General features: G+C 68.8%; 19 protein-coding genes and 1 pseudogene. 17 read left to right on the top strand and 3 right to left on the bottom strand.

The genetic code is table 11. The features are described from left to right. Positions 1-20: 20 nt before the first annotated feature. Positions 21-707, top strand: a complete 687-nt coding sequence (locus tag E2C06_RS00870; RefSeq protein ID WP_133286685.1) for a DUF1194 domain-containing protein — start codon at positions 21-23, stop codon at positions 705-707. A gap of 106 nt (positions 708-813) precedes the next feature. On the opposite strand, the gene E2C06_RS00865 is transcribed toward E2C06_RS00870, so the two are convergent. Then, positions 814-1,443, bottom strand: coding sequence for an HAD hydrolase-like protein (locus tag E2C06_RS00865; protein WP_133286684.1), 630 nt, complete (start codon positions 1,441-1,443; stop codon positions 814-816). A gap of 330 nt (positions 1,444-1,773) precedes the next feature. Between E2C06_RS00865 and E2C06_RS00860 the strand changes: the two genes are divergently transcribed. From E2C06_RS00860 to E2C06_RS00850, 3 genes are read left to right on the top strand one after another with little or no spacing between them, the layout of a single operon-like run. Further along, positions 1,774-2,976 carry an ATP phosphoribosyltransferase regulatory subunit gene (locus tag E2C06_RS00860; protein WP_133286683.1) on the top strand — a complete coding sequence of 401 codons (1,203 nt, stop codon included), beginning with the start codon at positions 1,774-1,776 and terminating at the stop codon, positions 2,974-2,976. Positions 2,977-2,980: 4 nt separating this feature from the next. Next, positions 2,981-4,270 carry an adenylosuccinate synthase gene (locus E2C06_RS00855; protein ID WP_133286682.1) on the top strand — a complete coding sequence of 430 codons (1,290 nt, stop codon included), beginning with the start codon at positions 2,981-2,983 and terminating at the stop codon, positions 4,268-4,270. Positions 4,271-4,281: 11 nt separating this feature from the next. Further along, on the top strand, positions 4,282-4,575 hold the full coding sequence (locus tag E2C06_RS00850) for a hypothetical protein (protein WP_133286681.1): 294 nt from the start codon (positions 4,282-4,284) through the stop codon (positions 4,573-4,575). A gap of 11 nt (positions 4,576-4,586) precedes the next feature. Here the strand turns inward: E2C06_RS00850 and E2C06_RS00845 are convergent, their stop codons facing one another. After that, positions 4,587-5,639, bottom strand: a complete 1,053-nt coding sequence (locus E2C06_RS00845; RefSeq protein WP_133286680.1) for an alpha/beta hydrolase family protein — start codon at positions 5,637-5,639, stop codon at positions 4,587-4,589. Positions 5,640-5,835: 196 nt separating this feature from the next. On the opposite strand from E2C06_RS00845, the gene E2C06_RS00840 reads away from it, so the two are divergent. From E2C06_RS00840 to E2C06_RS00830, 3 genes are read left to right on the top strand one after another with little or no spacing between them, the layout of a single operon-like run. Further along, complete coding sequence (locus E2C06_RS00840) at positions 5,836-6,216, top strand: hypothetical protein (protein ID WP_133286679.1); 381 nt, start codon at positions 5,836-5,838, stop codon at positions 6,214-6,216. Next, on the top strand, positions 6,217-6,366 hold the full coding sequence (locus tag E2C06_RS00835; RefSeq protein ID WP_133286678.1) for a fasciclin domain-containing protein: 150 nt from the start codon (positions 6,217-6,219) through the stop codon (positions 6,364-6,366). 21 nt (positions 6,367-6,387) lie between these two features. Beyond that, complete coding sequence (locus E2C06_RS00830; protein ID WP_133286677.1) at positions 6,388-6,831, top strand: DoxX family protein; 444 nt, start codon at positions 6,388-6,390, stop codon at positions 6,829-6,831. A gap of 104 nt (positions 6,832-6,935) precedes the next feature. Here the strand turns inward: E2C06_RS00830 and E2C06_RS39120 are convergent. Continuing rightward, a pseudogene (locus tag E2C06_RS39120) lies at positions 6,936-7,462 on the bottom strand (transposase); the annotation flags it as partial. Positions 7,463-7,613: 151 nt separating this feature from the next. On the opposite strand from E2C06_RS39120, the gene E2C06_RS00820 reads away from it, so the two are divergent. The 10 genes from E2C06_RS00820 (at position 7,614) to ettA (ending at position 17,499) form a co-directional block, all read left to right on the top strand. Continuing rightward, the gene (locus E2C06_RS00820) at positions 7,614-8,438 is read left to right on the top strand and encodes an IS5 family transposase (protein ID WP_133286675.1); all 825 of its coding nucleotides are present in this window, start codon (positions 7,614-7,616) and stop codon (positions 8,436-8,438) included. Positions 8,439-8,696: 258 nt separating this feature from the next. Further along, positions 8,697-9,641: a class I SAM-dependent methyltransferase gene (locus tag E2C06_RS00815; protein WP_133286674.1), complete on the top strand. Its 945-nt coding sequence runs from the start codon at positions 8,697-8,699 to the stop codon at positions 9,639-9,641. 665 nt (positions 9,642-10,306) lie between these two features. Next, positions 10,307-10,642: a carboxymuconolactone decarboxylase family protein gene (locus E2C06_RS00810; RefSeq protein ID WP_133286673.1), complete on the top strand. Its 336-nt coding sequence runs from the start codon at positions 10,307-10,309 to the stop codon at positions 10,640-10,642. Between the two features lie 4 nt (positions 10,643-10,646). Next, positions 10,647-11,579, top strand: a complete 933-nt coding sequence (locus E2C06_RS00805; RefSeq protein WP_133286672.1) for an NAD(P)-dependent oxidoreductase — start codon at positions 10,647-10,649, stop codon at positions 11,577-11,579. 7 nt (positions 11,580-11,586) lie between these two features. Next, positions 11,587-11,769 carry a hypothetical protein gene (locus E2C06_RS00800; protein WP_133286671.1) on the top strand — a complete coding sequence of 61 codons (183 nt, stop codon included), beginning with the start codon at positions 11,587-11,589 and terminating at the stop codon, positions 11,767-11,769. Continuing rightward, a complete protein-coding gene (locus E2C06_RS00795) occupies positions 11,766-12,551 on the top strand; it encodes an N-acyl homoserine lactonase family protein (protein WP_133286670.1) in 786 nt (261 codons plus the stop codon). The genes E2C06_RS00800 and E2C06_RS00795 overlap by 4 nt, the downstream gene beginning before the upstream one ends. 188 nt (positions 12,552-12,739) lie before the next feature. Then, a complete protein-coding gene (leuC, locus tag E2C06_RS00790) occupies positions 12,740-14,155 on the top strand; it encodes a 3-isopropylmalate dehydratase large subunit (protein ID WP_133286669.1) in 1,416 nt (471 codons plus the stop codon). 3 nt (positions 14,156-14,158) lie between these two features. After that, positions 14,159-14,761 (top strand): 3-isopropylmalate dehydratase small subunit, encoded by a 603-nt coding sequence (gene leuD / locus E2C06_RS00785; protein ID WP_133286668.1) that lies wholly within the window; start codon positions 14,159-14,161, stop codon positions 14,759-14,761. Next, the gene (locus tag E2C06_RS00780; RefSeq protein WP_133286667.1) at positions 14,758-15,723 is read left to right on the top strand and encodes a Bug family tripartite tricarboxylate transporter substrate binding protein; all 966 of its coding nucleotides are present in this window, start codon (positions 14,758-14,760) and stop codon (positions 15,721-15,723) included. Before leuD ends, E2C06_RS00780 begins: the two co-directional genes overlap by 4 nt. A 96-nt stretch (positions 15,724-15,819) precedes the next feature. Further along, positions 15,820-17,499 (top strand): energy-dependent translational throttle protein EttA, encoded by a 1,680-nt coding sequence (ettA, locus tag E2C06_RS00775; RefSeq protein ID WP_133286666.1) that lies wholly within the window; start codon positions 15,820-15,822, stop codon positions 17,497-17,499. Positions 17,500-17,501 lie beyond the last annotated feature (2 nt).

Here is a 17,501-nt window from a genome sequence, read left to right as displayed (position 1 = left end):
AACGACAGCCGGGGGCCTCCATGCATCGCCGCAGCCTTCTCGCCCTGCCCGGGGCCCTTGCCGCCGCCCCCGCGCCCGCCCAGACGCCCGAGGTCGATACCCTGCTCGTGCTCGCGGTCGATGCCTCCGGCTCGATCGACGCCGACGAGTTCCGCCTGCAGCGGGAAGGCTATGCCGAGGCGCTTTCGCATCCCGGCGTGCTCTCGGTCATCGCCAGCCGGCCGCGGGGCGCCATCGCGGTCGCCATGGTCGAATGGGGCTCGCCCGGGGGCGCGGCGACGGTGGTCGACTTCATGCGCGTCGAGGATGCCACCAGCGCCCGGGCGCTGGCTGAGGCGGTGATGGCGGCGCCCCGCAGCCCGCAGAGCTGGAACGCGATCGGCGACGCGCTCGACCATTGCGCCCGGCTGCTGCTGGCCGCGCCCTTCCGCGCGGCGGAGCGGGTGATCGACCTTTCGGGCGACGGGCCCGACCTCCGCTCCCTCCGCGCCGCCGCGGCGGCGCGCGACGATGCGGTCGCGGCCGGCATCCGGGTGAACGCGCTCGCCGTCGCCGCGGCGTGGCAGGTGACCCGCCTCGGCGAGCCGCTGGCAGAAACCTACCGGCGGGAGGTGATCGGCGGTCCCGGTGCCTTCGTCGTCAATGCCGAGGACCGCCGCGACATCGCGCGGGCGCTGCGGGCGAAGCTGGTCCGGGAGATCGCGTAGGGCCGGGGAGTCGGCACCTTCCCGCGCGGCGAGTGCCAGCCCACAAGCAGGAAGGGCGGGGCCTGGGGAGGGAATGCATCTCCCTCCCCAGCAGCCTTGCCTTGTCTTACCGCCCGTCCAGCAGCCCCAGGATCTCCCCCGGCGCGTCGAATACCCGTGCCGGGCGGCGCGCCAGCAACGCCTCGGCCGCCGCATAGCCCCAGGTGACGGCGCCGAAAGCGACCCCGACCGCCGCCGCCGCCTCGGCATCCCGGGTCTCGTCGCCGACATAGATCGCCGCCGCGGCCGGCACCCCCGCCGCCCGCAGCACCTGGCGCAGCCGGGCCGGCTTGCCGAACAAGGAGGCACCGCCCGCCACCCGGCCGACCGCCGCCGCCTCCGCGCCCAGGGTCCGGCGGATGCTGGCCTCCGAGTCCGAACTGGCGATCGCCAGCCCGACCCCGCCCGCCGCCAGGCCGCGCAGCATCGCCGGCACCCCGGGGAAGAGCGGGATGCTCCCCGCCGCCGCGGCCTTCAGTGCCCGCAGGTCGCGGGTCAGGGCCGGGAGCCGCCAGGGGGATACCCGCAGCTCCCGCAGGATCTCCCGCGTGCCGAGCCGGCGCAGCGCCTCGACCTCCTCCGGCGCGACCGGCCGCAGGCCATGCCGGCGGCCGACCGCGTTCAGCGCGCCGCGGAACCAGGGAAAGGAATCCGCGAGCGTTCCGTCGAAGTCGAAGATGACCAGGCGCGGGGGCATGCACGGCGCATAGGCCATGCCGGCGGCCGCGGGAACGGGGGAGTGCGATCGGGCTTGCCGCAATGACAATATTCCTATATCCTGACCCGGCTTGGCGGACGGAGCGGCGATGCGCGGCATGGCAGGGCTTTGCGGTGGCGATGGGGAGGGGGGCGGCCCGCCCGCCGCCGCCGCGACCTCGTCCGAAACCCGCCGCCCCTTCACCGCCGCCCCGGCCTTTGTCCGAAAACGCCCTTTCCGCCCCGCCCGGGGTATTTGTCCGAAACCCGCAACACCGCATCATTCCCGGCCCTTGCGCCGTCCCGCCCCCCCTGCCACACCCGGCCCGTCATGACCGACGATGCGCCCGACGACCTGCCGCCCGCTGGCCTGCTGCCGGCAGGGCTGATGGACCTGCTGCCGCCCGAGGCCGAGCGCGAGGCCGCGCTGGTCGAGACGCTGATGGCCGCCTTCGCCGCGCATGGCTATGAACGCGTCAAGCCGCCGCTGCTGGAGTTCGAGACCAGCCTGCTGGCCGGCTCCGGCGCCGCGGTCGCCGAGCAGACCTTCCGCCTGATGGACCCGGTCAGCCAGCGCATGATGGGGCTGCGCGCCGATACCACGCCGCAGGTCGCCCGCATCGCCGCGACCCGGCTCGGCGGCCAGGCCCGGCCGCTGCGCCTGTGCTATGCCGGGCAGGTGCTGCGGGTGCGCGGCACCCAGATCGCCCCGGAACGCCAGCTTCCCCAGGTCGGCGTCGAGCTGATCGGCAGCGAGGCCGCGGCGGCCGATGCGGAAGTGGCGGTGGTCGCGGCCGAGGCGCTGGGCCGCGCCGGCGTCGCCGGCATCTCGCTCGACATCAGCCTGCCGACCATGGCCGCGACCCTGCTGGACGCCGCCGGCATGACTCTCGAGGCGCTGGCCGCGCGCGGGCTCGACCGCCGGCTGCGGCGGCAGATGGAGGAGGGGATCGACCGCAAGGATCCGGTCCGCGTGCTGACCATCGCCGCCCGTGCGGCGCCGCTCGCCGCCGACCTTGCGGCGCTGCTGCCGCGGCTGCTGGAAGCCGCCGGACCGGCCGATGCCGGGCTCGCGGCGGTGGCCGCGCTCGAGCTGCCGCCGGCGGCCCGCGCCATCGCCGACAATGCCGCCGCGGTGATCGCCGCGATCCGGGCACGCGCGCCCGACCTCCGCATCACCCTCGACCCCGTCGAGTTCCGCGGCCTGCGCTACCATGTCGGCGTCGCCTTCACACTTTATGGCCCGGGCGCGACCGGGGAGCTGGCCCGCGGCGGCCGCTACCGCTCCGGCAACGACGAGCCGGCGACGGGGATGAGCCTCTACCCCGATGCGGTGCAGCGCGCCGCGCCGGCGCCGGCGCCGATGCCGCGCGCCTTCGTCCCGCTCGGCACCCCGGAAGCCGCCTTGGCGCCGCTGCGCGCCCAGGGCTTCGCCACCGTCTGCGCGCTCTCGCCGGCCGATGCGCCGCGGGCGCTGCGCTGCACCCATGTTTTCCGGGACGGCCGACCCGTCCCCCTGAGCCAAGAGGAATAGGCCCATGGCCAATGTCGCCGTGATCGGCGCCCAGTGGGGCGACGAGGGCAAGGGCAAGGTGGTGGACTGGCTGGCCAGCCGCGCCGACCTCGTCGTGCGCTTCCAGGGCGGGCACAATGCCGGCCACACGCTGGTGGTGGGAAACGAGACCTACAAGCTGTCCCTGCTGCCCTCCGGCGTGGTGCGCGGCAAGATCGGCCTGATCGGCAACGGCGTGGTGCTCGACCCCGAGGCGCTGCTCTCGGAGATCGCCAAGGTCACCGCGCAGGGGCTGAAGGTCGGGCCGGAGAACCTGCGGATCGCCGAGAACGTGCCGCTGATCCTGCCGCTGCACCCGGCGCTGGACAAGGCGCGCGAGGCCGCGCGCGGCGGCGACAAGATCGGCACCACGGGGCGCGGCATCGGCCCGGCCTATGAGGACAAGGTCGGCCGCCGCTCGATCCGGCTGTGCGACCTGGCCGAGCCGGGAACGCTGTCGAGGAAGCTCGACGAGCTGCTGCTGCACCACAACTCGCTGCTGCGCGGCCTCGGCGCGCCCGAGTTCGAGAAGCAGGGGCTGCTGGACGGGCTGCTGGCCCTCGCGCCGAAGCTGCTGCCCTATGCCGAGGCGGTCTGGGAGCGGCTGGACGAGGCGCGGCATTCCGGCAAGCGGGTGCTGTTCGAGGGCGCCCAGGCGGTGATGCTGGATGTCGACCACGGCACCTATCCCTACGTGACCTCGTCCAACACCGTGGCCGGCAATGCCGCGGCGGGGTCGGGCGTCGGGCCGGATGCGGTCGGCATGGTGCTCGGCATCGCCAAGGCCTACTCGACGCGGGTCGGCAGCGGGCCTTTCCCGACCGAGCTGCACGACGCAGTCGGCAAGGGGCTCGGCGAGCGCGGGCGGGAATTCGGCACGGTGACGGGACGGCCGCGGCGCTGCGGCTGGTTCGATGCCTGCATGGTCCGCCAGGCCGTGAAGATCGGCGGCATCCAGGGCTTGGCGCTGACCAAGCTCGACGTGCTCGACGGATTGAGCGAGCTGAAGATCTGCACCGGCTACCGGGTGAGGGGGGAGGTGATGAAGCGCCTGCCCTTCGCCATGGAGGCGCAGGCCGCGGCCGAGCCGATCTACGAGGTGCTCGAGGGCTGGTCCGGCTCCACCCAGGGCGCCCGCAGCTATGCCCAGCTGCCGGCGGCCGCGGTGAAATACGTCCGCCGGATCGAGGAGCTGGTCGAGGCGCCGGTGGTGCTGCTCAGCACCAGCCCGGACCGCGACGACACCATCACGCTCCGCGACCCCTTCGCAGGCTGAGGGAGGCCGGGATGCGGAGCCTTGTCGCCGTCATGCTGCTGCTGGCCGGGGCGGCGCGGGCCGAGCAGGCCTGCTTCCTCGGCTATGCCGGCTTCGAGGAGAAGGTGCCGCATCTCGACCTCGAGGCCTGCCCGGGCGGCGCGGTGAAGCCGGAGGAGGGCTTCTGCCGCATCGCCCTCTCGGGCGCCGACGTGCTGGTCTACCAGTTCCGCCACGGCGAGCCCGAGCCCTGCCTGGCGAGGCTCGATCGCTACGCCTTCAACGACTTCGTGGCGCGCTTCGGCATCACCTACGTGAAGCCCTGAGGCTGGCGGCCTCAGGTCAGCTGCAGGTCGTTGCCGATGTCGCCCAGGGTGTCGCGGACGTCGTTGAAGGTGCCGTTGGCGTCGTCGACCAGGCCGCCGGTGACGTTGTTGCCGAAGTTCCGCAGCAGTTGGTCGGTGACGCTCCGCGACGCCGCCGGGTCCTGGTGCGAGCCGTCGTAGATCGCCTGCAGCAGGCGCAACTCGGGGTCGGTGCTCGCCGCCTCGGGGATGATGACCGAGTGGCTCGGGGTATAGGCCTGCGCGACCTCGGTGACGTAGAGGTTGACGTCGTGGCGTGCGGCATCGAGCCGCGACAGGTTGGCCAGGTCGGCGCCGCTGTCGAGCCGGCCATCCTGCCCGGGCAGCAGGACAATCTGGCCCTGGTTGTCGTAGTTCGCGGTGAGGTTCGGCAGCGAGGCCAGCGCCTGCGCCTTGGTCAGGCCGGGGAACTGCTCCGCCACTTCCGTCGCCACCACATCGGCCAGCGTCGGGTTGGCCCGCAGCGCATCGCCGATCTCGGCGCGGTGGGCGCCGATGAAGACCGCGGGGTCGTCGGCGATGACGTAGTTCAGGATCCGTTCATCCGTGCCAGCCGGCAGGATCGCGCCGCCCGAGCCGAAGGTCACCGCGGCATGGCCAGGCATGCCGGGCTGGTTCGGGTGGCTTTCCATGTAGAGCTGCGCCAGCGAGCCGCCGAGGCTGTGGCCGGTGACCACCACCGGAATGCCCCAGGCCGCCGAGGCCTGGTCGACCGTCGTGACCAACGTCCCGAAGGAGTTGTAGGCGGCGTTGATGTTGTTCAGGTCCTGCTGGCTGTCGGTCGAATCGTCGCTGCCGCGGAAGGAGACGATGATCGCCGCTTGGCCTTCGAGGAAGCCGACGCCGAGCAGCGCGGCGCCGTTGCCGCTCTTGAAGATGCCGCTGGAGAAGGTCTCGCCCGGCTGCAGTGGCATGTTGAAGTTGGAGGGGTCGAGCGCGGTGAAGCCGGCGGGCAGCGTGACCGGGACATCGGAATAGGCGGCAGCGGCAAGCTGCGACAGCAGGGCGTCGGCGGTGGGCGTCAAGGCGGGATCTCCTGCAGGGCCGCGCGGGCCGGGGTAGGCCGCGGCAGCGGGCATGGGTGACGGCGGGCGTAATGGCCGGGCCGCGTTGCGTATCTCGAACACTCGGCACCTCCGGCGGTTTCCGCGGTCCTGCCATGCAGCCCCGGCCGCGGCGCGACGTTGTCGCGGCTCGACCAGCCGGAAGGAGCCAAACCGGGTGAACCGAACCGCGGCCGCGCGCGCGGCCGTGTCGCTGTTGCCGGGCGTGGTCCGTGACGGGCCGCGGGATCACGGCAGCATCATCGCCCGCGACCGTCAGTCTGCGCGCTCGACCTCGGGGCTGGAGCGCACCGGGGTCATGGAGAACCTGCGCGTCCCCGACACGCTCACCGTGTTCGTGGTCACTGATCAGGGAATCGCCCGGCAGCCGGAGAACCTGGCGCAGATGCCCTTCCCGATTGCCGGCGGCTGGCTCGGCGGGCCGCGCATGGACCCGGTGCTCGCGCCCACCGTGGTCAACGCGCATATGGTCGACCGCCGGATCGGCTCCGGCCAGCTGCGGCCCGGCATGTCGTTGCGCAGCCGCGGCTCCATTTAAGTGGTGGAGGAGGGCAGGCGGCCGGCGTTGCGCCACGGGCCGGGCACATTCAACATCAGCTCGCGGCCGGCGGATGCGCACATCGTGCAGCCCGATACCGGTTGCAGCAACGGCGTGGTGCACAAGATCGACCACGTGCTGGTACGCTGAGCGCAACAGGGGAAGCCGAATATGTGGGACATGGCCGTCATGGCGCCGCGGATGCGCGCGGTGCTGCGGATCGTAGCGGCGCTAATCTTCCTTGAGCACGGGACGCAGAAGCTGTTCGGCTTCCCGGCGCCGCCGGCGGCCGGGCTGCCGGCGATGTTCGGCCTGCTCTGGTTCGCCGCGGTGCTGGAGGTCGCGGGCGGCCTGCTGCTGATGGTCGGGCTGTTCACCCGGCCGGTGGCTTTCGTCCTCGCGGGCGAGATGGCTTTCGCCTACTGGATGGCGCATGCGCCGCGCAGCTTCTTCCCGGCGCTGAACGGCGGGGACGCGGCGATTCTCTACTGCTTCGTTTTCCTTTATTTCGTCGCGGCCGGGCCGGGTGCCTGGGCGATCGACATCGGGCGGGGAAGGGAGGCCGAGCCGCGCGTGGTGCCGGCGGAGCGCGACGCGGCGGTGCTGCGCCGCTGACGGGCGCTTGGGCAGCTTGCGTCCAGAGGTGAACGCGGCGCCACCGCAGGCCTTGTCTCCGAGCGGAGACAGGCGTCCAAGCCTTGGTTCAGCTGCCATCCGTCCTAGGTTTTGCGGAGAGGTACCGCAACCTGAGGGCGGTTGAACCTGAGGGCGGTTGCGGCGGGTGTGACGATGGCGAGGTCGTTCCGCGCGGTCTTCTCGGGGCGGGCGGCGACGCGGCGGAACTGCCTGGGCCGGGAAACGCAGCACCCGACCAGGGGCCGCTCCTCGGAGAGCGTCCTGTCGGGTTGATGCTTGGTGGCGCGCGACGGGTTGTCGGGGATGGCGGCGACCGCACCCGCCTCGGCGGTGGCATCGCGGAAGGCGTTGGGGTCGGAAGCAGCATCGGCCAGGACCGCCGCTGGCCGGTCGGTGCCGAGCAGCGCCGGCGCCTGCGGGACGTCGCCGCGCTGGCCTGAGGTCAGGATGATGCGGACGGGACAGCCGAGGCCACGGACAACAAGGCGGATCCTGGTGCCCGGGCCGACGCGGGAGCGGCCGATGGCCTGATCCTCGGGCCCTTCCTGGCGCCTGCCGCTTGCCGGTGCGCCCGCAGGATGGCGCTGTCGATGACCAGGTACCCGAAGTCGCTTGCAAGCTCAGTGCCCCAAGACTTGCGGCCCAAATGGGCCAGTTTCGAGGGTCAGGACCACGCGCCTGCCGCCAGGTTTGCAGCAGCGGCCTTAGTGACTGTTTGAGAACGGCTTGGCGCGACGCGGCTGGGGTGATTCAAGCTCGGGATGTGGACCCGAGAGACCCGAGACCGGATGGCCGAGCTTGGCCGAAAGACGAAGCGCTACCCATCCGACCTGACGGACGAGGAATGGGTGCGGATCGAACCGCTACTGCCGAAGCCGTCGCGGCGGGGGCGCAAACCAGCGGCCGATCTGCGCGAGGTGCTGAACGCGATCCGCTCTATGGCGCGCAGCGCAGGCGGATGGCGGATGCTGCCGGTGCACTTTGGCCCTTGGAAGACGGTCTACTGGTGGTTCAGGCGCTTTGTCCGGCGCCTGCTGTTCCGCACCATCCATGACGTGGCGTTGATGCTCGACCGCGAGGCGGCTGGCCGGGAGGCAAGCCCGACAGGCGGCGTGCTCGACAGCCAGACGGTGAAGGCACCATTCGCCGAGGCGCGCGGCTGCGACGGCGGCAAGCGGATCGTCGGGCGCAAGCGCCACGTCGCCGTGGACACGGATGGGCGGCTGCCGATGGTGAACCTCACCCCCGCCGGCGTGTCGGACAGCGTGGGCGGGCAGACGATCCTCGGCGCCATCCGCAAGCGCTGGCCGTGGCTGAAGCACCTGTTCGCCGACGCGGGCTACCACCGCACAAAGCTCATGGACAAAGCCGCCTCCCTCGACTTCGTGGTCGAGATTGTCCGCCGTTCCGACAAGGCAGTCGGCTTCGAGGTGATCCCTCGCGGATGGGTCGTCGAGCGTACCTTCGGCTGGATGATCCGCTGGCGGCGGCTTGTCCGGGACTACGAGAAGCGCCTCGACGTGTCCGAGGCCATGATCCACGTCGCCATGGGCGCGCTGCTACTCCACCGCGTCGCCCATCGCTGATTCTCAAACGGACTCTAAAAGGGTCGGTGCACTGCTGCCGAGAAGCGCGCGGTGATCCAGTGTCGGTGAGCAACAGAGAGGAGCTTCGCTTGGCTGTCCGACCGAGCAGGCACGTGCACAATCGCGGAGGGCTGTCCGAAACAGGGAAGTCGAGATCGACATTGCGACGTCTCACAGCGCGCTCCAGCGCCTAATGTGCTTTCCACATTTTCAGGCAAATGCGTATAATCTAAAAAAGTATATAACTGGAGCGGGGCAATGCAACCAAAAATAGATTTGCCGGTTCGTAAGCATTACTCGGACCATCTTGGGCTTTCATTTTTTGATCTATCGAATGTCCATTACCGCGCGCTCGTCTCAGGCATGACGGATGAGAACAGGTGGCATTTCGAGCACAACAACATAGAGTCCCATTTATCGTTCCTGCAGGGCTGGGCGCCGCAAGTCGTGCAATGGAGTGCGAGCTTGCCTTTCCCTCCGGGAAGTGTGCACCTCGATCTCGGGGCAGGTGAAGGGAACCTTTGCTATATACTGGCCAAAAGGGGATATAATTCCATTGCCGTCGAACTTTCCGCTACCATTTTGCATAGCGCAACACTATACCAGGAAAGCATCCGGCGCTCCGCGCCGAACAATTCACATTTGAATCTGTGGGTGGCGGATATATACGATCTTCCATTGGACGACAGCAGTGTTGATTTTGTTACTATCAAAGAGGTTCTCCATCATCTGGAGAATTTGGACGGACTGTTTCAGGAAATCTCACGCGTTCTGAAGCCTAACGGGGTTGTTTACATCTGGGAGCCTTTCTATCCAAGCTTTGGGCCGCTGCGATGGCACCTTTCGACATACGTGAAACCTCGAGAGATCGAGCTGGGAATTCACCATATCTATCATTCCTACGATGATTATAACCGGTTGTTCGATAAGTGGATGAGCAATTTTTCAATCGAGCGACGGTATCATCGTACTAAAATTCAGCACTATCTCACCAGAAGTCGCTTCTTTCAAGGTAGTATATTTACTTCCGGACAAATCAAACCATATGACCATTCCCGCTTTGGAGAGCCTCAAGGCCGGCATAGCGACCGAGTACAGATCAAACCTGCTGATTTCCTCCATGAAGAATTGTTGCCAAAAGGGTTGGCCATGACCCGCCGCCGCAGGGAGTATCTGGACAGTCTCTTTGTGGCATCCTCCTGAGCACGGACTGGTGCTTGCGTCATTATGTCCTGATTGACCGAGGATTGGGTTTACTCGGTCAGGGATGCGAGGCAGCTGGGTCTGGCAACCAAGCGGCTCGAAATGCCGCGGCGGCCATTGGTAGGGCTCCAGCCTGGCCGCCCACCCGGCCGTCGCCATGTCGCCGTTCCACCTGGCGCAGCGTGCTCGTCGAGGCCAAGCATTGCCTCCGTTCATCCGCGGCAGCAGCGAGAATATGGACATTCACAAGAGCGCGCCATTACAGGCAGAGGCGACGACATCCCTGCCTGCGTCGGCCTCGGCATTTCCGGGCAGCATTGCCCGCAGGATCGCCAGTACGGCGGGCTGAACTGAATGCCATGCTTCCGTGCGGCCTTCACGCTGCTTCCGTCAGGGCCGAGACGCGTTCCGCAAGGCCGATTTGCCGCCAGCGCGCACTCAAGACTTCTCCCCTATGCGCACCGCACCAAGCCCAACCAGCAGCATACCGGTCAGCCGGTTTCTCACGTCCCGGCTGCCCGGCTTGCGCGGGCGGTCGAATGACCTAGGATCGCACCCAAGAACCGAGTTGGGGGGAAGGTCCGATGCTCCGGCTACCCGCCGCGCCACCATGCCGCGTGCCCTGCCTCCCGCCCCTCGGGCTCTGAAGCAGCAGAGGAACGACCATGGCAGCCCCGCCTTCGGTCCGACGGGACCGTATAAAGCCGCATTTCCAGAAGCTCGTGGAAATGACCAACACCTATGTCTACGACGACCTGTGGGAGCGCCCGCAGCTCTCGAAGCGCGACCGCAGCCTGGTCACCATCGCGGCGCTGGTCGCGCTCGGCTGGGAGGACCAGCTTAAGAGCCATATTGGCCGCGGCCTGGGCAATGGCCTCACGCGCGACGAGGTTGCCGAAATCATTACGCATCTTTCCATGTACGCCGGCTGGCCGGCGGCAATGACGGCATCGCATGTCGCGGTCGACGTCTTCGACGAGCAGGACAAGGCGAAGGGCTGAGCGCATGAAGATCGGATTCATAGGCCTTGGCACCATGGGTGCCTTCATGGCCGCCAGCCTGCAGAAGTCCCAGTACAAGCTGGTGGTGCTGGATGTCCGCCGCGACGCGGCAGCAAGGCACCTTGAGGCGGGCGCCGAATGGGGCGCGACGCCGAAGGCGGTCGCCGAGCAATGCGACGTGGTCTTCACCAGCCTGCCGGGCCCGCCGGACGTGGAGGCGGTGGTCTTCGGGCCAGACGGAATTCTCGCCGGTGCGCATTCCGGCATGGCCTATTTCGACCTCTCCACGAATAGTCAGGCGCTCATGCGTCGGGTTCACGCCGCCCTGGCCGAGAAAAGCGCGCATGGGTTCGACGCGCCGGTCTCCGGCGGGCCGAAGGGCGCCGAGACCGGCAAGCTGGCGATCTGGGTCGGCGGCGATGAGGCGGTCTACAACCAGCACAAGAAGGTGCTGGACGCGATCGGCGACCAGGCCGCCTATATCGGCCCGATCGGCACCGCGACGGTCGCCAAGCTGGTGCACAACATGGCCGGCTACGCGGTGCAGACGGCGATGGCCGAGGTCTTCACAATGGGCGTCAAGGCGGGGATGGATCCGCTTGACCTTTGGAAGGCGGTGCGGCAAGGCGCGCTGGGCCGGCGCCGTACCTTCGACCGCGTCGCCGACCAGTTCCTGATTGGCAAGTACGACCCGCCGGCCTTCGCGCTGAAGCTCGCGCATAAGGACGTTACCCTGGCGACCAGCCTGGGCCGCGAGCTCGGCGTGCCGATGCGCTTCTGCCAGCTGACGCTGGAGGAAATGAATGAGGCGCTGGCGCGCGGCTGGGGTCATCGCGACAGCCGCGTGCCAATGCTGCTGCAGGTCGAGCGTGCCGGCGTCGAGATGCAGGCAGACCCGGCGGGCGTGCAGGCGGTGCTCGACGCCGACAAGGACTGATCGTGTGTTGGGGAGCCTGACCGCCCAGTCCGGCACCAGCGGCACGCTGCGGCCGCGGGGCCGTGACGCGCTCAAGGCGTCCGGCCGGCTGCTCACCGTCATCGGCGCTGCCACGCATTCCAGCGCCGCTTTCTCCGTTCTCCGCGCCGCGCTTGTGACCGGCCTCCCGATCGAAAGCCTGCCCGCATGATCCACGACCTCTACGCCCTGCGCTACGCCCGCCGCGATGCCAGGCGGGCGGAGCATTTCATCGGTGGCGACCCGCATGATGCGCCGATGCCGATGGACTACTTCATCTGGGCGGCGGTAGGCGGCGGAAAGGCCTGGATCATCGATACCGGCTTCACCGCTGAGGTCGCGGCGCGGCGCAAGCGCGAGTACCTGCGCTGCCCGGTCGACAGCCTGCGGCTGCTCGGCATCGATCCGGATGCGGTCGAGGACGTCATCATCAGCCACATGCACTACGACCATGTCGGCAGCTTCCACAAATTCCGGCAGGCGCGCTTCCACCTGCAGGAGGAGGAAATCCGCTACGCCACCGGCCGCTACATGTGTCACCACAGGCTGCGCCATTCCTTCGAGGTGGAAGACGTCGCCGGCATCATCCGCATGACCTTCGCCGACCGCGTGGTCTTCCACGATGGCGACCAGGAGCTTGCGCCTGGCATCAAGCTGCATGCCTGCGGTGGGCATTCGATGGGCCTGCAATGCGTGACCGTAGCGACGGCGCGCGGCCCGGTCGTGCTCGCCTCCGACGTCACCCATTTCTACGAGAACCTGGAGTCCAGGCGCCCCTTCACCACCGCTTTCCATGTCGGTGACATGCTGGAGGGCTTCGATCAGCTGAAGCGCCTGGCGCCGACCCCGCAACATATCATCCCTGGCCACGACCCGCTGGTGATGCAGCGCTACCCGGCGGTGCCCGGGTTGGAGGGCATCGCCGTGCGGCTGGATGCGGAACCCGGCGCATGATGCGCCACGGGCTGTCGCTTGGCGTCTTCGCGCCTCGGCCGAGGCGCGTCCGGTGACGATCGTCGCGCCCGTCCCGCCATCGCCGAGGACCGCCCGGTCGCGCTGACCGGCTTCACTCCAACGATAGGGTCCGCTGAGATCTTGTTGCATCGTCCGGCGTCAGGCTGGACCAAGTCGAGGAAATCGTCATGGCGGACGCACCGCGTACCCTTTTCGAGAAGATCTGGTCGCGCCATCGGGTGATGGAGCGGGAGGATGGCCAGACGCTGCTCTATGTCGGGCGGCACCTATTGCATGACGGCGGTGCCACCGCCTTCGACGTGCTGCGCAAACGCGGCCTCAAGCCTCGCGCGCCGGACCGCATCTTCGCCACGCCGGACCACTATGTCTCCACCTCCTCCCGCACGGTCGCCGAGATCGAGGACCCGCGCCACCGCGAGATGGTGGAGAAGCTGGCGCGCAATACCGCCGAGCACGGCATCCGCGAATTCGGGCTCGGCGATCCGAACCAGGGTATCGTCCATGTCATGGGGCCGGAGACGGGGCTTTCGCAGCCCGGCCTGCTGCTGGTCTGCGGCGACAGCCATACCTCGACCCATGGCGCGCTCGGCGCCCTGGCCTTCGGCATCGGCAGCACCGAGGTCGCGCATGTGCTGGCCAACCAGACGCTGTGGCAGCGCAAGCCGAAGACCATGCGGATCACGGTGGACGGTAGGCTCGGGCCGCAGGTGACGGGCAAGGACGTGATCCTGGCGATCATCGCCCAGATCGGCGCGGCCGGTGCCACCGGGCATGTCATCGAGTATGCCGGCAGTGCCATCCGCGGCCTGTCCATGGAAGGGCGGCTGACGCTCTGCAACATGTCGATCGAGGCCGGCGGCCGCGCCGGCATGGTGGCGCCGGACGAGACCACCTTCGAGTACCTGCGCGGTCGGCTCTACGCGCCGAAGGGTGCCGAGTGGGACCAGGCCGTTTCGCGCTGGCGCGCGCTGCCGAGCGATCCCGGTGCCGTCTTCGACACCGAGGTCTTGGTGGACGGCAACGCCATCCAGCCCATGGTCACCTGGGGCAACAGCCCGGAGGACGCGCTGCCGATCGGCAGCAGCATCCCCGACCCCGAAGCCGCCCCGGATACCGAGCGCCGCGGCCAGATGGAGCGCATGCTGGCCTATATGGGCCTCGCCCCCGGCACGCCGCTGACCGACATTCCGGTCGACCGCGTCTTCATCGGCAGTTGCACCAATTCCCGCATCGAGGACCTGCGCGCCGCGGCTGCCGTGGCCAAGGGCCGTAAGGTGGCCGCGGGCGTGACCGCCTGGGTCGTCCCTGGCAGCGAGCCGGTGAAGCGCCAGGCGGAGGCCGAGGGGTTGCACCACGTCTTCACCGCGGCCGGCTTCGACTGGCGGCAGCCCGGCTGCTCCATGTGCCTCGGCACCAATGGGGATATTGCGCGGCCGGGGGAGCGCGTCGCCTCGACCTCCAATCGCAACTTCATGGGCCGACAGGGGCCGGGTGCGCGGACCCACCTGCTGAGCCCGGCCATGGCGGCGGCCGCCGCCGTCACCGGTCGCTTCGCCGATGTCCGCGCCCTGATGGAGGCCTGAGCCATGGAAGCCTTCCGTCGCCTCGAAGCTGTGGCTGTGCCGCTGCCGCAGCCGAACATCGACACCGACCGCATCATCCCCGCCCGCTTCCTGTCCCGCCCGCGGGAGGTGGACCACGGCCAGTTCCTGTTCCACGACGCGCGCCTCTCGCCGGACGGCACGTCGGACCCTGACTTCCCGCTGAACCGGCCGGAGTGGCGGCCAGCCAGGATCGTCGTCGCCGGCCGTAACTTTGCCTGTGGCAGTTCGCGTGAAAGCGCGGTCTGGGCGCTGTTCGATGCGGGCTTTCGCTGCGCCATCGCCCCCAGCTTCGGCGACATCTTCCGCAATAACGGCACCAAGAACGGGCTGCTGCCCGTCGTCCTTCCGGCCGAGGCGGTCGAGAGCATCATCGCGCAGCTGGAGGCCGCGCCGGGTGCGCGCCTCGCGGTCGACCTGCCGCTGCAGACGGTGACCGCCCCTGATGGCACGGTCCATCCCTTCGAGATCGATCCTTTCGCCAAGCATTGCCTGCTGCAGGGCCTCGACGATTTCGGCCTGACGGCGACCTACGAGGACGAGATCGCCGCCTTCGAGCGCCGCTACGGGCGGGAGAACACGCTGTGAGGATCACCCGCCGGGCCGTGCTCGCATCGGCGGTCCCGGCCCTGGCCCTGGCACAGGGGGTAGGGGACTGGCCGAACCGTCCCGTCCGGCTGATCGTCGCCTTTGCCGCCGGCGGTGCGGCGGATACCGCGGCCCGGACCGTCGGGCAGAAGCTCGGCGACATCCTCGGCCAATCCGTGGTGATCGAAAACCGCACCGGCGGCAATGCCGTCATCGCCGCCAACGCCACGCTGCAGTCGCCGCGGGATGGCTACACCTTCCTGGTTGACGCGGCGAATCAACTGACCAACCCGCCGCTGATGAAGGACCTCGGCTTCGACTACCGCACCGCCTTCATCCCCGTGTCGCAGTTCTGCCAGTTCCCGCAGGTGATCGCGGTGAAGCGGGACTTCCCGGCGCGGACGATCGAGGAGTTCATCGCCGTCGCGCGCGACCGTCCGAACACCATCAGCTACGGCACGCCGCCGGCCGCCGGCATGGCTCACCTGGCTGGGGAGGTCTTCCAGCGCCGCGCCGGCATCAGGCTGATCCACACCCCCTATCGTGGCGGCGCCGACGCCGCGCGCGACATCGCCGCCGGCGTGCTGGATGCGGTGCTGATCACCACCTCCTCGATCCGGCCGCCGGTGCAGGCCGGCCAGGCGCGGGTGCTGGCGGTGACCAGCCCGCAGCGGGTGCCGACCCTGCCGGATGTCCCGACCCTGGCCGAGAGCGGCTTCCCCGGCTACGACATGAACGACTGGAACGGCGTCTTCGCCGCCGCCGGCACGCCGCAGCCGATTATCGACCGCCTTGGCGCCGCGATCGCCCAGGCGACGGCAGATGCCTCGGTGCGGCAGCGGATGGATGCGGCCGGCGCCATCATGGTCGGCAATACTCCGGCCGAATTCGCCACCTGGCTCGCGGCCCAGCGGATCCTGTGCGAGCAGGTGATCCGGGAGGCGGGGATCAAGCTGGGCTGACGGGGCAGGGGGCCGCCGCCCTGTCCCGCCTTGGCGCGATGGGGCCGCAGCGGCTATGAGGGGCGCCGAACCCCCCGCCCGACAGGTTACCGCCCCATGGCCTCCTACCAGTACGCCTACGTGATGAAAGACCTCACCAAGTCCTATCCGGGCGGCCGTGAGGTCTTCAAAGGCATCACCCTCTCCTTCCTGCCGGATGTGAAGATCGGCGTGCTCGGCCCGAACGGTGCGGGCAAGTCGACCCTGATGCGCATCATGGCCGGACAGGACAAGGAATTTGGCGGCGAGGCCTGGGCTGCGGAAGGCGTCCGCGTCGGCTACCTGTCGCAGGAGCCGCATCTCGAGCCCGACCTGACCGTCGGCGAGAACGTCATGCTCGCCTTCAAGGACATGAAGGGATACCTCGACCGCTTCAACGAGATCTCGATGAAGTTCGGCGAGGAGATGACCGACGACGAGATGAACGCCCTGCTGTCGGAGCAGGCCGACCTGCAGGAGAAGATCGACGCCGGCAATGGCTGGGAGATCGACCGCACGGTCGAGATCGCGTTGGATGCGCTGCGCTGCCCGCCGGCGGACAGCCCGGTGACCACGCTTTCGGGCGGCGAGCGCCGGCGCGTCGCGCTGTGCAGGCTGCTGCTTGAGAAGCCGGAGATGCTGCTGCTCGACGAGCCGACCAACCACCTGGATGCCGAGAGCGTCTCCTGGCTCGAGACCACGCTGCGCGACTATGTCGGCGCGGTGCTGATCGTGACCCACGACCGCTACTTCCTCGACAACGTCACCAACTGGATCCTGGAGGTCGATCGCGGCCGGGGCATTCCCTATCAGGGCAACTATTCCGCCTACCTTGAACAGAAGCGCAAGCGCCTTGCGCAGGAGGAGAAGGAGGAAAGCTCCCGCCAGCGGCAACTGGCGGAGGAGCAGGAATGGATCGGCCGCAGCCCGGCCGCCCGCCAGGCCAAGTCGAAGGCACGTATCTCGAAGTACGAGGACCTGCTGGCGAAAAGCCTGGAAAAGGCGCCCGACCCGACCGAGATCCAGATTCCGCCGGCGCCGCGGCTCGGCAACACCGTCATCGTCGCCGACCAGCTCCGCAAGGGCTTCGGCAACCGCATGCTGATCGACGACCTGTCGTTCAAGCTGCCGCCGGGCGGAATCGTCGGCGTCATCGGCCCGAACGGCGCCGGCAAGACCACGCTGTTCAAGATGATTACCGGCGTCGACAAGCCGGACAGCGGCACGCTGGTCGTCGGCGAGAGCGTCGAACTCGGCTATGTCGACCAGAGCCGCGACAGCCTCGACGACAAGAAGACCGTCTGGCAGGAAATCTCGGACGGCATGGACCAGATCACCATGGGCAAGCGCAGCGTGCCCAGCCGCGCCTATTGCGCCGCCTTCAACTTCAAGGGCGGCGACCAGCAGAAGCCGGTCGGCGTGCTTTCGGGCGGCGAGCGCAACCGCGTCCATCTGGCGAAGATGCTGAAGCGTCCGCACAACGTGCTGCTGCTCGACGAGCCGACCAACGACCTCGACGTCGACACGCTCCGCGCGCTGGAAGAGGCGCTGCAGGACTTCGCCGGCTGCGCGGTGATCATCAGCCACGATCGCTGGTTCCTCGACCGGCTGGCGACGCATATCCTGGCCTTCGAAGGCGACAGCCATGTCGAGTGGTTCGAGGGCAACTTCCAGGCCTATGAAGCCGACAAGCGCCGCCGCCTGGGCGCCGCGGCCGACCAGCCGCACCGCATCAAGTACCGGCCGCTGACCCGATAGGC

This window comes from Dankookia rubra, assembly GCF_004355005.1.
In the GTDB taxonomy this organism is placed as follows: domain Bacteria; phylum Pseudomonadota; class Alphaproteobacteria; order Acetobacterales; family Acetobacteraceae; genus Paracraurococcus; species Paracraurococcus ruber_A.
Note: the sequence above shows the minus strand (reverse complement) of the source record. Positions and strands in the feature narration are given on the sequence as shown.